The organism is Pseudomonas putida (genome assembly GCF_005080685.1).
Classification (GTDB): Bacteria; Pseudomonadota; Gammaproteobacteria; order Pseudomonadales; family Pseudomonadaceae; genus Aquipseudomonas; species Aquipseudomonas putida_V.
In genome coordinates this window covers 1,205,520-1,219,383 of sequence record NZ_CP039371.1, presented here as the reverse complement: position 1 = coordinate 1,219,383, position 13,864 = coordinate 1,205,520, and the positions used below count along the sequence as shown (strand labels likewise).

Below are 13,864 nucleotides of genomic sequence, written 5' to 3'. Positions count from 1 at the left end.
GTCTGAGCGCCGCGAAAGGGCCGGCCCCGATACCCCCAATCTGGACCGCGCCCAATGCCGTTTTCCTTTCGCGCCCTGCGCCTGGGGCTGATCATCCTGCTGATCCTGGTCGGCACCGCCCTGAGCGCCGGCTGGGCCATGCATCAGGCCAAGCGCCAGGCGATGGAGGACGATGCACTGCGCGCCAGCCAGCAATTGGTGTTGTACGCCAACGCCCTGCAAACCCTGATCGACCGCTACCGGGCGCTGCCCGCCGTACTGGCGCTGGACCCACAACTGATCGAAGCATTGAGCGGGCCGGTCAGCGACACCACCCGCGATGCGCTCAACCACAAGCTCGAACGCATCAACGGCGCGGCCAAGTCTTCCACCCTCGAGTTGCTCGACAGCACGGGCCTGGCGATCGCCGCCAGCAACTGGCGACTGCCGACCACCTACGTCGGCTCCAACTATGCCTTCCGGCCCTATTTCAAGGCCGCCCGCAGCCTGGGCAGCGGCCGTTTCTACGCCGTCGGCGTCACCAGTGGCGTACCGGGGTATTTTCTCGCCAACGCCATCAGCGACGAGCAGGGTCGTTTTCTCGGCGCCATGGTGGTCAAGCTGGAGTTCCCGGAACTGGAGCGCGAGTGGCGCCAGGGCAGCGATGTGCTGCTGGTCAGCGACGCCCGCGGTATCACTTTCATCGCCAATCAGGACGGCTGGCGCTACCGTGAGCTCAAGCCGCTGGGCAGTGGCGACCGTGCCGAGCTGGCCGAAACCCGCCAGTACGACAAGCAACCCCTGGTGCCATTGCAGCATCAGGTACTGACCCGCTTCGCCGCCAACAGCTACCTCAGCCGCGTCCAGGGCCCGGAAGGCAGCGCCGAATACCTGTGGGAGCGCTTGCCGTTGGAAGGCGAACCCTGGACCTTGCACTTGCTGCGCAAGCCCCAGGTAGAAGCCGCCGGACGCAACGCGGCCCTCGGCGCCGCTGCGGTCTGGTTGAGCCTGGTCTTCGCCGCACTGTTCGTCAGCCAACGCCTGCGCCTGGCTCGTCTGCGCCGGCGCAGCCGCGAAGAGCTCAAGCGCCTGGTCGAGGAGCGCACCCGCGAGTTGCGCACCGCCCAGGAAGGCCTGGTGCAATCGGCCAAGCTGGCTGCGCTGGGCCAGATGTCGGCAGCCATGGCCCATGAAATCAACCAGCCGCTGACCACCCAGCGCATGCAGCTCGAAACCCTGCGCCTGCTGCTCGACCATGGCCGCCACGAAGAGGCGCGCCAGGCCCTGGAGCCGCTGGAGCAGATGCTCACACGCATGGCCGCGCTCACCAGCCACCTCAAGACCTTCGCCCGCAACAGCCCGGTCGGCCTGCGCGAACGCCTGGACCTGGCGGTGGTGGTCGACCAGGCCCTGCACCTGCTGGAAACGCGGATCCGTGGTGAAAATGTCGAGGTGGCCCTGTACCTGGCGCGTCCGGCCTGGGTGCGCGGCGACGCCATCCGCCTTGAACAGGTATTGATCAACCTGCTGCGCAACAGCCTCGACGCCATGGCCGACAAGCGCTACAAGCGTCTGGAGATCCGCATCGAGCCAGAGGGGCCACAGTGGCGTCTGAGTGTCCTCGACACGGGCGGCGGCATTCCCGACGCGGACCTGGCACGGATCTTCGATCCCTTTTTCACGACCAAGCCCGTGGGTGAAGGGCTCGGTCTTGGCCTGGCGATTTCCTACGGTATCGTTCACGAAAGCGGTGGCCAGTTGCACGCCGAGAATCTGCCTGGCGGGGCCCGCCTGAGCCTGACCCTGCCCCGAGACCTGGAGCCTGAATGTTGAATTCCGTAATCGTCGTCGACGACGAAGCCAGCATCCGCGCCGCAGTCGAACAGTGGCTGAGCCTTTCCGGCTTCAGCGTGCAGTTGTTCGCCCGCGCCGAGGACTGCCTGGCCAAGCTACCCCGGCATTTTCCCGGGGTGGTGATCAGCGATGTGCGCATGCCAGGCATGGACGGACTGCAATTGCTCGAACGCCTGCAGGGCGAGGACCCCGACCTGCCGGTGATCCTGCTCACCGGCCACGGCGACGTGCCGATGGCAGTCGAGGCCATGCGTAACGGGGCCTACGACTTCCTGGAAAAACCGTTCACGCCGCAACACCTGCTGGGCAGCCTGCGCCGCGCCCTGGAAAAACGCCAGCTGGTGCTGGAGAACCGCCGGCTACATGAACAGGCCGACTTCAAGTCGCGCCTTGATGCCACCCTGCTGGGTATGTCCGAAGGCCTGCAGCAGTTGCGCCGGCAGGTGCTGGACCTTGCCAACCTGCCGGTCAACGTGCTGATTCGCGGCGAAACCGGCAGCGGCAAGGAGCGTGTGGCGCGCTGCCTGCACGACTTCGGCCCGCGCGCCGACAAGCCCTTCGTCGCACTCAATTGCGCGGCGATCCCCGAAGCGCTGTTCGAGGCCGAGCTGTTCGGCCATGAAAGTGGCGCGTTCACCGGCGCCCAGGGCAAGCGCATCGGCAAGCTGGAGTATGCCAACGGCGGCACGCTGTTCCTCGACGAAATCGAGAGCATGCCCCTGGCCCAGCAGGCCAAGCTGCTGCGGGTGATCCAGGAGCAGAAGTTGGAGCGGCTGGGGGCCAACCAGAGCATCAGCGTCGACCTGCGCATCATTGCCGCAACCAAGCCCGATCTGCTTGAGGAGGCCCGTGCCGGGCGCTTTCGCGAGGACCTGGCGTATCGCCTGAACGTCGCCGAACTGCGCCTGGCGCCATTGCGCGAACGGCGCGAGGACATCCCGTTGCTGTTCGAGCACTTCGCCCGCGCGGCTGCCGAACGGCTGGGCCGCAGCGCCCCGCCGCTGTCGGGGCCGCAGTTGGCGCAACTGCTGGCGCACGAATGGCCGGGCAATGTCCGCGAACTGGCCAATGCGGCGGAGCGCCATGCCCTGGGGCTCGGCGCTCCGAGCATCGCAGCGACGCCGACCGGGCCGGCGTTGGCCGAGCAGATGGAAGCGTTCGAGGCGCAGTGCCTGCGTACGGCGTTGCGCCAGCACGGCGGCGAGATCAAGGCGGTGATGGAAGCACTGCAATTGCCGCGGCGCACGCTGAACGAGAAGATGCAGCGGCATGGGCTGGTGCGGGAAGATTTTCTTCCACGCGAATAGGCGGATTTCCGCTTATCGAATCGGTTTAATAGGCGGAAGATCGCTTACTTTCAGAAAATGGGGCTGCTTTGCAGCCCTTCGCGGGCACGCCCCCTCCTACAGAGGGCGGCGCTACACGTCAGTATCGATGGGGCTTTCACGGCTGCGGTGAAGCTGTAATGCCCTCAAATGAATCACGGCGCACCCGTTTGGCACACCTTCTGCAAGTGTCCTGGCAAGCTGCGCCTCGGCGCGCTCCACAACAACAAAAGAGAAGGTATCCCTGATGGATAACGCCACCACCCTGCCAGCCGGGGCGGCCCTCGCGCCTGCTGCGGAAAAAACCACCTCCAGCCGTCTCAAGTCGATTTTCAGTGGCTCGATCGGCAACATGGTCGAGTGGTACGACTGGTACGTCTACGCCGCATTTTCCCTCTATTTCGCCAAGGCATTCTTCCCCGCTGGCGACACCACCGCACAACTGCTCAACACCGCCGCGATCTTCGCCGTGGGCTTCCTCATGCGCCCGATCGGTGGCTGGCTGATGGGCCTGTACGCCGACCGCAAGGGCCGCAAGGCAGCGCTGATGGCCTCGGTCCTGCTGATGTGCGCAGGCTCGCTGGTCATCGCCCTGACCCCGGGTTATGAAACCATCGGCGTCGCCGCGCCGATCCTGCTGGTCGTCGCACGCCTGTTGCAGGGCCTGTCGGTGGGCGGTGAATACGGCACCTCGGCCACCTATCTCAGCGAGATGGCCACCAAGGAACGCCGTGGCTTCTTCGCCAGTTTCCAGTACGTGACGCTGATCTCCGGCCAACTCATCGCCTTGGCGGTACTGATCGTCCTGCAGCAGGTGCTGACCACCGAAGAACTGTATGCCTGGGGCTGGCGCGTACCCTTCGTGATCGGCGCGCTGTGCGCGGTGGTGGCCCTGTGGCTGCGCCGTGGCATGGAAGAAACCAGCGCCTTCACCAAGAAGGAAAAGGCCAAGGAAAGCCAGATGCGCACTCTTATGCGCCACCCCAAGGAAGTGCTGACCGTGGTCGGCCTGACCATGGGCGGCTGCATGGCCTTCTACACCTACACCACCTACATGCAGAAGTACCTGGTCAACAGCGTGGGCATGAGCATCAGCGACTCGACCACCATTTCGGCGGCCACGCTGTTCCTGTTCATGTGCCTGCAACCGATCGTCGGCGGCCTGTCCGACAAGATCGGCCGACGCCCGATTCTGATCGCCTTTGGCGTGCTCGGCACCCTGTTCACCGTGCCGATCCTGAGCACCCTGCAGAGCGTTCAGACCTGGTGGGGCGCATTCTTCCTGATCATGGCGGCACTGATCATCGTCAGCGGCTACACCTCGATCAACGCGGTGGTCAAGGCCGAGCTGTTCCCTACCGAGATCCGCGCCCTGGGTGTCGGCCTGCCTTACGCCCTGACCGTGTCGATCTTCGGCGGTACTGCCGAGTACGTGGCCCTGTGGTTCAAGAGCGCTGGCATGGAAAGCGGCTTCTATTGGTACGTCACTGCGGGTATCGCTTGCTCGTTGCTGGTGTATGCAACCATGAAGGACACCAAGCAGCACTCGCGGATCAATACCGACTGATCGTGTTGTAACCGCAGTCGAAAGGGGCGTCCGGTAAATTCGGCGCCCCTTTTTTTGTGGTTCATGGATTGTCGGGGGAGTTGGCTTGGCTTGGCTTGGCTTGGCTTGGCTTGGCTTGGCATTTAGATCGTGAGCTGATCCATTGTGTGTAGCGGCGCTACTGGCCCCTTCCGCCTTTACGGCGGGTCCCTTTTTTCTTGGAAAAAGGGACGCAAAACCGCTTGCTCCTGCATCCGGCCCTCCGCTGCGCTACGGGTCCCCTCGCTACGGCGCCTTCCGGGCCCGCGCGGCCTACGACTTGCTCCGCAAGTCTACATCTCGCGCCTTCGGCTACGCCGAAGGGTGCTGCGCACCTGGCCCTACAGGCGCCTACGCTCGGCCTCCTGACGTCGCAAAGTTAGGGGCGGCGCCTGCACTGGCGTTATCTTCGATAGACAGACGGCGCTAGTCGCTGCAACACAAAGCGATAGGTGAACCGCGAGAGCGCAGCGATTCGCCTGCCGTTGCTCTAGCTTTTGATCTGCTCTTGATCTTGCTGTTGATCTTGATCTACCCGCGACCTCAGGAGGCCGAGCGTAGGCGGCTGGAGGGCCAGGTGCGCAGCACCCTCCGGCGTAGCCGGAGGCGCGAGATGTAGACTTGCGCAGCAAGTCGTAGGCCGCGCGGGCCCGCAAGCCGCCGAAGCGAGGGAACCCCGAAGCGCAGCGTAGGGGCCGTATGTGGGAGCATGTACGGGTCACCCTCATGGGTTACACAAAAGTTCGTTCACATAGGTGACAACACCTGAAGTCTTACATAACCATCATCGGCTTCTCGCTCATCGACCCTGCCGAGAATGATTGGGCCGAAAATAACATCCCACACCCCATCCCCGACCCGCTCCAGCCCAATGGTCTGGTGCTTGAGCACATAACCTACATAGATCCTCAAACCCCGGCGGTTGACGATGCCACTACAATCAGCTTGCAGGCTCTCGATATGACTGGGGTAAGTCATTTCGGGTAGTTGCTCCGGAAACGGGCGTGGCGAAGGCTGATAACAGGACGCCGGCGTTTTCTGCTTCAGCGCTTCGTGCAATCGCTCGTAATTGTAGTGTTGCCGAAAGCGGTCGAAGTGCCGCTGTTGAGCCTCCCAAGCCACTGCAGGCGGGGATGGAAGCGTACTTTTGAGTGTCCGGTGCATACGCTCGTGCCGACCATTTTGCTCCGGCCTGCCAGGCGCAATACGTTCAGGAATAATGCCCAGGCGCAGCCACCAAATGGACAGCTGGGAGAGGCCTGCGCGTCCTTTACTCGCAAACGGCACGCCGTTATCGGTTCGGATACGTTCAGGTAGCCCGTTTTCGCGAAAGACCTCAGCGAACACAGCCTGTGTCTCCAGGAAGTTCGTGTTGGCCATGCTGTGGCACGCAAGCAAGAAGCGACTGGCGTGATCCATGATCGTCAACGGATAGCACCAGACCCCTGCTCCTGTCAGAAACTGGCCTTTGTAGTCCGCAGTGAATAGCTGATTGGGCGACTCCGCTTTCTCCAATGGCTTGGGATAGACCGCTACACGCTGACGCAGGCGTCGCGGTTTGATCAGCTCGGCCTTCTTGAGGATGTTGTAGATCGTGGTCTTGGAGGGAGGCGCCTGGTCGGGAAAACGCGCCTGCAATGCTGCCTGGATCTTCTTGGGTCCAGGCTCCGTCTGGCCTTGACCACGCAGCTCGATGATGGCCTCGCGAACGGCGACGGGTACAACCCAGTCTTGTGTCAGCCGGCGACGATTGCGCTCCTCCAGGCCCGCCGGGCCCTCTTTCTCGTACCGCTCGACCCATTTGTATCCGGTCTTTCGACTGATCTCGTAGGCCTCGCAGAGGGCGCTGAAGCTAGGCGGACCCTGCAGGTAATCCGCGATGAAAAGCGTTTTCATGTCCATAGGTTTCAGCTCTCGCCAAGGCATGGTCAGATCCTCGAAAAACCGACCCTGCCAGTTAAAAACTGTTACCTATGTGCGTGAACTGATTTGTAACCCATGTGGGTGAGTCATACCAGCAAGCGGTTTTGAGCAACTTTTTCCAAGAAACAAGTTGCCCGCCGTAAAGGCGGAAGGGGCCAGTAGCGCCACTACATCCCTCGGATCCGCCACCCAATACCAAGGCCCCAGCCCCAACTCAAGACATCTCCAACGCCTGGCGCGGTTCACGCCGCTGGTACCAACTCGCCATCAGCACCAGCACCAGCAGTACCCCACCCAACACCGCAGACGAGCCAACGGTACCGAAATCCAGCCCCCCCTTCTCATGAGGCTTGGTCAGGAAGTCACCCAGGGTGGCGCCGAATGGACGGGTGAGCACGAAGGCCACCCAGAACAGCACCACGCCGGAAATCCGCGTCCAGTAGCGGGCCACGACGACCAGGGCGATGGCACTGCCGATCAGCAACGCACCTCCGGCAAAGCCCAGGCCCGAGTCATCCGCCAGGTAGTCACCCAGCGCAGTGCCCAGGGTGTTGGAGAACAGGATCGCCACCCAATAGAAGATCTCGCCCTTGCGGTTGCTGATGCGAGTGACATCGAGCGGGTTGCCGCTAAGGCGCCAAGCGAGGAACGTGAGCAGCAGGATGCCGATCAGGAGCGCCGAGCCGGCGGCATAGCCCAGGCCCAAGGTGCGGTCCATGAAATCCGACATGGTGGTGCCCGCGGTGCTAGTGGAGAGGATCACCAACCAGTACAGCATGGGGTGGTAGCGCCGTGAGTACAGCTGGCCGAGCAAGGTCAGCAGGAACACGCCGATCAACAGCATCGAGCTTACCGCGTAGCCGACATTCAACGTCATCGACAGCAGGTCACCGGCCGTTTCGCCAAGGGTGGTGGCGCAGATCTTCATGACCCAGAAGGCCAGCGTGATTTGCGGAAGTTTGTTCATCGTTTGCCGCTCCAGGGTTGAGTGCGGCGAGGGTGCTGAGCCAAGCCTGAAAAATCGGTGGGCAATAGATGAAAAAAGTGTTTACCAGATACTTCTAAGGCATTTTTCGTTCTTAACTCGCCATTAATTCTCATCCGGCACCCTGAGATGACTGGATGAAGCGCCGCACCCGCCGTGGACGCCGCTTCCTTGTCCCACAGCCATCGCAACAGCTGGGGCACAATCACGGAGACACACATCGATTAAATCGATTCTTAAGCGCTATTTTTTGCGCTTTTTAATCAAATTATTCGGCGTAGGATTAAACCCATAGAAACGAACAACCCATCGCACCCCAAAGGAGCAACAACCATGAAAAACAAACTGATCCTCACCCTGGCTCTCTCGGTCTTCGCTGCTGGCGCCTTCGCCGAAGATGGTTTCGACCGTACTAACGCCCACAGCTTCTCTGCCGTTCAAAGCCAGTCGGCCACTTATGCTGAAGATGGCTTCGACCGCACCGGCGCACAACGCTTCGCTGAAGACGGCTTCGACCGCACCGGCGCACAACGTTTCGCTGAAGACGGCTTCGACCGCACCGGCGCACAACGCTTCGCTGAAGACGGCTTCGACCGCACCCAAGCGCACCGCATCAGCTGATCACTGATGCGCGTTCCCAGCCCGGCCAGTCCGGGCTTGATCATTCCCAGGCGGCCTCGGGCTTGGCACACTAGACGCCTCGTCCCCAAGAGGTGGGCCTGTCAGCCCAACGCAGATGTACTACTACGAACCCGCCAAAGGCCACGGCCTGCCCCATGATCCATTCAACGCCATCGTCGGCCCGCGTCCGATCGGCTGGATTTCCTCCCAAGACCGCGACGGCCAGTTGAACCTGGCGCCGTACAGTTTCTTCAACGCCTTCAACTACATCCCACCGATCATCGGTTTCTGCAGCGTCGGGCGCAAAGACAGCCTGAACAACATCGAACAGACCGGTGAGTTCGTCTGGAACCTGGCCACCCGCCCCTTGGCCGAGCAGATGAACCAGAGCTGTGCAGCCGTTGCAGCGGATGTGAACGAATTCGAACTGAGCGGCCTGACAGCCACCCCCTCGAGCATCGTCAAGGTCCCGCGCGTGGGAGAAACCCCGGTGGCCTTCGAATGCAAGGTGAGCCAGATCGTGCAACTCAAACGTGCCGATCAGGAGCTGGTCCCGAGTTGGTTGATCCTCGGCGAAGTCGTGGCTGTACACATTGCCGAACACCTGCTCAAGGACGGTATCTACGACACCGCAGCCGCCGAGCCGATCTTGCGTGGCGGTGGTCCGGCGGACTATTTCGAGCTGGGCAATGTGTTCAAGATGAGGCGCCCACACGTGTGACGCGCAGCGCCGATCACCAGATCAGCTGACCTTCCTCGTCAACGCCCTGCAGGCGTTCGAGCTCGGTGCAGGCGGCCGCGTCGGCCGCCATGGCACTGTTGAACACCTGGTCTTCGAGCACCTTGTGAAAGCGCGGTGCGCCGCCCATGCCCAGGGCCTTGACCGCAATGGCGGCGTTGTAGCCACCACCTTCCACCGGGACCATCGCCGAAACCGCTTCGAAGCGCGGGAATTCTCTACGTGCCATGTTGCTTTCCGCTTGATTGATCGAAGGGCGGCATCTTACTGCATTTGCCTGTTCCAGCCCCATGCGTCAATCGAAGGTGTGCAGGTCAAGACTGCGCAATACCTGCGCCTGCACCAGTTCACCGAACACATCGAGCGTGGGCGATGCGAAATAGCCGCTCATCGCCTGATGGTCGCGCCAGCTGCCGCTGAGCAACCACAGGTCATCATCGGCCTGCGAGCGTTGCACGGTGAAACTCAGGCAGCCAGGGGTGCGCAACGAAGGTTCGAGCAAGTCGCGCAGGCGTGCACCGAGCTCGGCCGAGCGACCGCTGCTGGCACGGATGAAAGCCAGATGAGTGACCGGTTGTCGTAGGGTCATTGCACGATCTCCTTGAAGCGGGCGGACGTAAACAGCAGGCTGCCAAGATTAGGGCGCCACGCGCGCGGTGCGTTAGGCCAATACTGCTCGCCGATTGCCTGATCCTGCGACACAGCAGGATCAGGCAATCGGCAGGCAGGTTTCGACTAGCGCCCGGCAGTGTCCAAACTTATGCTGCGTCGACCAGCACACCGCTGCAAGAAAGCCAGGAACGCCATCATGACCACCGCCCCGTCCATCGAACCGACCCTGGAAGCGCAACGTCAGGAACTGGCCGAGCTCATCCGTCGTCACGCCGGCGAGCCCCACGGCCCGGCATCGGCCATCGACGACCTGTATTTGGTGCGGTATACCGAGAACGTCCGCTCGGTACCGACCTTGGCCCAGCCGGCCCTGTGCATTCTGGCGCAAGGCAGCAAGAGCCTGTTCCTCGGCGACGAGCAATATGCCTACGACCCGCTGCACTATATGGTGGTCTCGGTCACCTTGCCGCTCAGCGGCGTGAAGCTCGACGCCAGCCCGGAAAACCCCAGCCTGGGTCTGCGCCTGGACCTGGACGCGGCCGAGATCAGCCGGCTGATTGCCGAAAGCGGACCGATGCTGGTGCCGAACCTGCCGTCCGGACGAGGCTTGTATGTGGAGCGAACCGACCCGCAGTTGCTCGACGCGCTGTTGCGGCTGATCCGCCTGCTGGACTCGCCACGCGACATCGCCATGCTCGCGCCGCTGATCCGTCGGGAAATCCTCTACCGTCTGCTGCGTGGGTCGCAGGGTTATCGGCTGTACGAAATCGCTTTGGCCAATAGCCAGACCCACCGCGTCAGCCAGGCCATCACCTGGCTCAACCAGAATTTCCAGCACCCCCTGCGCATCGAGGACCTGGCCCGCGAGGTCAATCTCAGCATGTCTACCCTGCACCACCGTTTCAAGGCAGTGACCTCCATGAGCCCGTTGCAGTATCAGAAGCAACTGCGCCTGCAGGAGGCCCGGCGGTTGATGCTCAACGATGGGCTGGAGGCGGCGGTGGCGGCGTACCGCGTAGGCTATGAAAGCCCTTCGCAGTTCAGCCGGGAATACAGCCGGCTGTATGGTGCGCCGCCGATCCGCGATGTGGCGCGGTTGCGCGCCAGTGCTAATTGAACGCCAGGCTCAGTAACCGACCGTGAAACGCTGGCGCGAATGCTTTGGCTTTTCCAGCTCATCGAGCATGGCGATGGCGAAATCGGCAAAGGTGATCCAGCTTTTGCCATCGGCCCCGATCAGCAGGTGGTCCTTGCCCAGCGTATAGTGCCCGCGGCGCTCGCCTTCGACGAACTCCGCCGACGGCGACAGAAAGGTCCAGTCCAGCGTCTGCTCCTGGCGCAGCACCTCGAGAAAACGCCCGCCGGCACTGGCTTCGGCCTTGTAGGCTTCAGGAAAGTCGGGGCTGTCGATCACCCGCTGTCCGGAAGGCAGCAGCAGGCTACCTGCGCCCCCCACCACCAGCAGCCGCTTGACCCCGGCTCGCTTGACCGGCTCGATGATGGCCTGGGCTTGCACGGTCGAGAAATGCACCGCGCTCAGCACTGCATCGACGCCCGTGACCGCCTGCTCAAGTGCCGCGCTGTCCTTGGCATCCAGCGCCTGCACGGTCACCCCTGCACGGCCTTGCAGCGGCGAAGGATCACGGGCGATGGCCACGACACTGTGGCCTCGGCGCAGGGCCTCCTCCAGCAACTGGCTGCCAGCGCGGCCGGTGGCACCGATGATTGCGATCTTGCTCATGGGAAACACTCCGTCGGTTGAATGGAATGTTCAACAGCTTAGTTGCCCGATTCGTGGCAAAAAATGCGATGCTCCGACATAGTTTGTTTCTGAAATCGGGCAAATCATGGACCGTCTGAACGCCATGCGCGTTTTCGTCACCGTCGTCGACTTGGGCAGCCAGTCGGCGGCGGCGGACCACCTGCAGTTGTCTCGGCCAGTGGTATCACGCTATTTGGCGGAGCTGGAAGATTGGGTTGGCGCGCGGCTGATGCAGCGCACCACACGCAAGCTCAGCCTTACCGCCGCCGGGCAGGAAACCCTGCCCCGTTGTCGCCAGTTGCTCGACCTCGCCGGCGATCTGCAAGCCGCGGTGCAACAGCCTGGCGATGCGCCGAGGGGCGCGTTGCGCATCAGCGTCAGCACCTCGTTCGGCCAGGCGCAGTTGGTCGATGCGGTGGCCGAGTACGTGCAGCGTTATCCCGGCGTGAAGGTCGAACTGCAGATGCTCGATCGCACGGTGAACCTGGTGGACGAACGCATCGACCTGGCCATCCGAACCAGCAACGACTTGGACCCGAACCTGATTGCCCGGCGCCTGAGTGTGTGCCGTTCGGTGATCTGCGCGACACCGGTTTACCTGCGCGAACATGGCACGCCGCAGCGGGTCGAGGATCTGAGCCAGCACAACTGCCTGACCCACGCCTATTTCGGGCACAGCATCTGGCATTTCGAGGTGGACGGCGAGCAGGTCGCGGTGCCGGTGACAGGGAACATCACCGCCAACGAGGTACTGGCCCTGCAGAAGGCGACGCTGGCTAGCGTAGGCATCGCGATGCTGCCCACCTACCAGGCGGCCGCAGCCTTGCGCAGTGGCGAGTTGCTGCGCCTGTTGCCCGAGGCCCGACCGCAAGACCTGAACCTGAACGCGGTATACACCTCGCGCAAGCACATGCCGGCGACCTTGCGCAGCATGCTGGACTTTCTCGCTCAACGCTTCACGGACGAACCGGATTGGGACCGGGATCTGTATTGACGAACCGGCGACAGCGCCGATGAAAGCCCGCACATTGTCTATGCTTACCTGTATCACCTGTTGCTGAACAGGAGGTAAGCAACATGGGCATCAAATCAAGAAGAATCGCCCTGGTAGTGGCACTGTTGGCGGTCGCGGGGCTTTACGGCTCGGCCTGCTGGCGGGCCGAGTTGCTGCGCGAGCAGCCCAACTCGGCAGCCAGTTGCGAGCAACCCCACTGCGTGCCCCACAGCGCAACCTTGAGCGCCGTGCGTTGAAGCCACGGCGCCCAGGCGCTTACTCTTCGACGCTCATGTACTCCTTGGCCCAGCGGATGTAGTCCTCGGGCTGGGTGTAGGTGTGCGAGAGCTCGGTGGCACTGAGGTTTTCAGAACGGTTCTGCTGGCCGCGCTGCAGGCGCAGGCAGTCGTAGGTGGCCTTGATCGCGGCGAAGTACGCGGCGTGGCCATCGACCACCACGCGCACGCCCAGGCGCGCCAGGCGCTCGTCGTCACGCAGGTTCGGATTGCCGTAGGTCACCAGCATCAGCGGCACGGTCAGGTGTTCGGCGATCTGCTCGAGTTGCTCGAAATCCTTCACGCCCACCATGCAGATACCGTCGGCACCGGCCTTCTGGTAGCTCTGGGTGCGCACGATGCACTCTTGCGTGGTGAGCACGCCAGCATTGGTACGGGCGATGATCGACAACGACGAATCCACCCGCGCCTCGAGGGCCGCGCGAATCTTGCCGACGCCTTCGTCGACCGGGATCAGGTCGGTGGACTTGCGACCGAATTGCGCCGGCAACAGGGTGTCTTCGATGGTCAATGCAGCGACCCCGGCACGCTCCAGTTCGATCACCGTGCGCATGACGTTCAACGCATTGCCATAGCCATGGTCGGCATCGGCCAGTACCGGCAACTGGGCCACGCGACCGATGCGAGTGGCCTGCTCGACGAATTCACTGAGGGTGATCAGGGCGAAATCCGGGGCCGCCAGCACCTGCAACGAGGCGACCGAGCCGCCGAGAATACCGACTTCAAAGCCCAGGTCGGCGGCGATTCGCGCCGACATGGGGTCGAACACCGAGGCGGTGTGATAGCACGCACCTGAAGCGAGCAGCTCGCGGAAGGCAATACGCAGATCTTGATGGGAAGCCTTGGGCATGATCACTCCGCTTGAAAGGTAAAATTGAACGGTTGCTACCGACCCCTGAATCGGGTCTACCTGACCTGTTCCAACCGTCGCCATCTGGGCGGTCATGCTCGACATGCAGGCAGAGGAATATAAGGTGTGGGATACAGCGGCGCGGAAAACCTGCGGCATTTTGCTGCACCACGCTGGTGCAAGCCCCGGTTTTCAGCCTCTGTGGCGCTGTCACGATATCACGCAGCCATGTCGCACTGGATGAAAGCGCCAATGCCGATCTTGCATAGGGGATGCAAATAGTACATAGGAAGCTACCTAACTCCGGTTACAATCCTGGGAATCCGCGAAGGAACCACC

At 62.4% G+C, this 13,864-nt stretch carries 14 protein-coding genes; 8 read left to right on the top strand and 6 right to left on the bottom strand.

Features of this window, described 5'->3' with window-relative positions:
• Window positions 1-54: 54 nt before the first annotated feature.
• From E6B08_RS05930 to E6B08_RS05920, 3 genes are all read left to right on the top strand, one after another.
• The gene (locus E6B08_RS05930) at window positions 55-1,812 is read left to right on the top strand and encodes a sensor histidine kinase (RefSeq protein WP_136913169.1); all 1,758 of its coding nucleotides are present in this window, start codon (window positions 55-57) and stop codon (window positions 1,810-1,812) included.
• On the top strand, window positions 1,806-3,140 hold the full coding sequence (locus E6B08_RS05925) for a sigma-54-dependent transcriptional regulator (protein ID WP_136913168.1): 1,335 nt from the start codon (window positions 1,806-1,808) through the stop codon (window positions 3,138-3,140). The genes E6B08_RS05930 and E6B08_RS05925 overlap by 7 nt, the downstream gene beginning before the upstream one ends.
• Window positions 3,141-3,405: 265 nt before the next feature.
• Window positions 3,406-4,725, top strand: a complete 1,320-nt coding sequence (locus E6B08_RS05920) for an MFS transporter (RefSeq protein WP_136913167.1) — start codon at window positions 3,406-3,408, stop codon at window positions 4,723-4,725.
• 765 nt (window positions 4,726-5,490) lie between these two features.
• On the opposite strand, the gene E6B08_RS05915 is transcribed toward E6B08_RS05920, so the two are convergent.
• Together E6B08_RS05915 and E6B08_RS05910 are read right to left on the bottom strand one after the other, a co-directional pair.
• Window positions 5,491-6,669, bottom strand: coding sequence for an integrase core domain-containing protein (locus tag E6B08_RS05915; RefSeq protein ID WP_136913166.1), 1,179 nt, complete (start codon window positions 6,667-6,669; stop codon window positions 5,491-5,493).
• Between the two features lie 211 nt (window positions 6,670-6,880).
• A complete protein-coding gene (locus E6B08_RS05910) occupies window positions 6,881-7,633 on the bottom strand; it encodes a hypothetical protein (protein WP_136913165.1) in 753 nt (250 codons plus the stop codon).
• Between the two features lie 351 nt (window positions 7,634-7,984).
• On the opposite strand from E6B08_RS05910, the gene E6B08_RS05905 reads away from it, so the two are divergent.
• Both E6B08_RS05905 and E6B08_RS05900 read left to right on the top strand, forming a co-directional pair.
• Window positions 7,985-8,272 carry a hypothetical protein gene (locus E6B08_RS05905; RefSeq protein WP_136913164.1) on the top strand — a complete coding sequence of 96 codons (288 nt, stop codon included), beginning with the start codon at window positions 7,985-7,987 and terminating at the stop codon, window positions 8,270-8,272.
• Between the two features lie 115 nt (window positions 8,273-8,387).
• Window positions 8,388-8,993, top strand: coding sequence for a flavin reductase family protein (locus tag E6B08_RS05900; RefSeq protein WP_136913163.1), 606 nt, complete (start codon window positions 8,388-8,390; stop codon window positions 8,991-8,993).
• Between the two features lie 13 nt (window positions 8,994-9,006).
• On the opposite strand, the gene E6B08_RS05895 is transcribed toward E6B08_RS05900, so the two are convergent.
• Both E6B08_RS05895 and E6B08_RS05890 read right to left on the bottom strand, forming a co-directional pair.
• On the bottom strand, window positions 9,007-9,240 hold the full coding sequence (locus E6B08_RS05895; protein ID WP_136913162.1) for a hypothetical protein: 234 nt from the start codon (window positions 9,238-9,240) through the stop codon (window positions 9,007-9,009).
• 66 nt (window positions 9,241-9,306) lie between these two features.
• Entirely contained in the window at window positions 9,307-9,600 is a 294-nt protein-coding gene (locus E6B08_RS05890; protein ID WP_136913161.1) for a putative quinol monooxygenase, read from the bottom strand.
• A gap of 219 nt (window positions 9,601-9,819) precedes the next feature.
• Here E6B08_RS05890 and E6B08_RS05885 point away from each other — a divergent pair, with 219 nt between their 5' ends.
• Window positions 9,820-10,740 (top strand): AraC family transcriptional regulator, encoded by a 921-nt coding sequence (locus tag E6B08_RS05885; protein ID WP_136913160.1) that lies wholly within the window; start codon window positions 9,820-9,822, stop codon window positions 10,738-10,740.
• A gap of 9 nt (window positions 10,741-10,749) precedes the next feature.
• Here E6B08_RS05885 and E6B08_RS05880 read toward each other — a convergent pair whose 3' ends face one another.
• Window positions 10,750-11,364, bottom strand: a complete 615-nt coding sequence (locus tag E6B08_RS05880; RefSeq protein WP_136913159.1) for an NAD(P)-dependent oxidoreductase — start codon at window positions 11,362-11,364, stop codon at window positions 10,750-10,752.
• 106 nt (window positions 11,365-11,470) lie between these two features.
• Here E6B08_RS05880 and E6B08_RS05875 point away from each other — a divergent pair, with 106 nt between their 5' ends.
• On the top strand, window positions 11,471-12,379 hold the full coding sequence (locus E6B08_RS05875; RefSeq protein ID WP_136913158.1) for a LysR family transcriptional regulator: 909 nt from the start codon (window positions 11,471-11,473) through the stop codon (window positions 12,377-12,379).
• An 83-nt stretch (window positions 12,380-12,462) separates the two neighbouring features.
• Window positions 12,463-12,636: a hypothetical protein gene (locus E6B08_RS30775; RefSeq protein WP_192938622.1), complete on the top strand. Its 174-nt coding sequence runs from the start codon at window positions 12,463-12,465 to the stop codon at window positions 12,634-12,636.
• Between the two features lie 19 nt (window positions 12,637-12,655).
• Here E6B08_RS30775 and E6B08_RS05870 read toward each other — a convergent pair whose 3' ends face one another.
• On the bottom strand, window positions 12,656-13,525 hold the full coding sequence (locus E6B08_RS05870; RefSeq protein ID WP_136913157.1) for an isocitrate lyase/PEP mutase family protein: 870 nt from the start codon (window positions 13,523-13,525) through the stop codon (window positions 12,656-12,658).
• Window positions 13,526-13,864: the final 339 nt, after the last annotated feature.

Bases quoted from the DNA above. Each gene is read 5' to 3' on its own strand.
- E6B08_RS05920 (WP_136913167.1), top strand. From the start codon at position 3,406: ATGGATAACGCCACCACCCTGCCAGCCGGGGCGGCCCTCGCGCCTGCT.
- E6B08_RS05885 (WP_136913160.1), top strand. From the start codon at position 9,820: ATGACCACCGCCCCGTCCATCGAACCGACCCTGGAAGCGCAACGTCAG.
- E6B08_RS05925 (WP_136913168.1), top strand. From the start codon at position 1,806: ATGTTGAATTCCGTAATCGTCGTCGACGACGAAGCCAGCATCCGCGCC.
- E6B08_RS05890 (WP_136913161.1), bottom strand. From the start codon at position 9,600: ATGACCCTACGACAACCGGTCACTCATCTGGCTTTCATCCGTGCCAGC.
- E6B08_RS05910 (WP_136913165.1), bottom strand. From the start codon at position 7,633: ATGAACAAACTTCCGCAAATCACGCTGGCCTTCTGGGTCATGAAGATC.
- E6B08_RS05870 (WP_136913157.1), bottom strand. From the start codon at position 13,525: ATGCCCAAGGCTTCCCATCAAGATCTGCGTATTGCCTTCCGCGAGCTG.
- E6B08_RS05930 (WP_136913169.1), top strand. From the start codon at position 55: ATGCCGTTTTCCTTTCGCGCCCTGCGCCTGGGGCTGATCATCCTGCTG.
- E6B08_RS30775 (WP_192938622.1), top strand. From the start codon at position 12,463: ATGGGCATCAAATCAAGAAGAATCGCCCTGGTAGTGGCACTGTTGGCG.
- E6B08_RS05880 (WP_136913159.1), bottom strand. From the start codon at position 11,364: ATGAGCAAGATCGCAATCATCGGTGCCACCGGCCGCGCTGGCAGCCAG.
- E6B08_RS05915 (WP_136913166.1), bottom strand. From the start codon at position 6,669: ATGCCTTGGCGAGAGCTGAAACCTATGGACATGAAAACGCTTTTCATC.
- E6B08_RS05905 (WP_136913164.1), top strand. From the start codon at position 7,985: ATGAAAAACAAACTGATCCTCACCCTGGCTCTCTCGGTCTTCGCTGCT.
- E6B08_RS05875 (WP_136913158.1), top strand. From the start codon at position 11,471: ATGGACCGTCTGAACGCCATGCGCGTTTTCGTCACCGTCGTCGACTTG.
- E6B08_RS05900 (WP_136913163.1), top strand. From the start codon at position 8,388: ATGTACTACTACGAACCCGCCAAAGGCCACGGCCTGCCCCATGATCCA.
- E6B08_RS05895 (WP_136913162.1), bottom strand. From the start codon at position 9,240: ATGGCACGTAGAGAATTCCCGCGCTTCGAAGCGGTTTCGGCGATGGTC.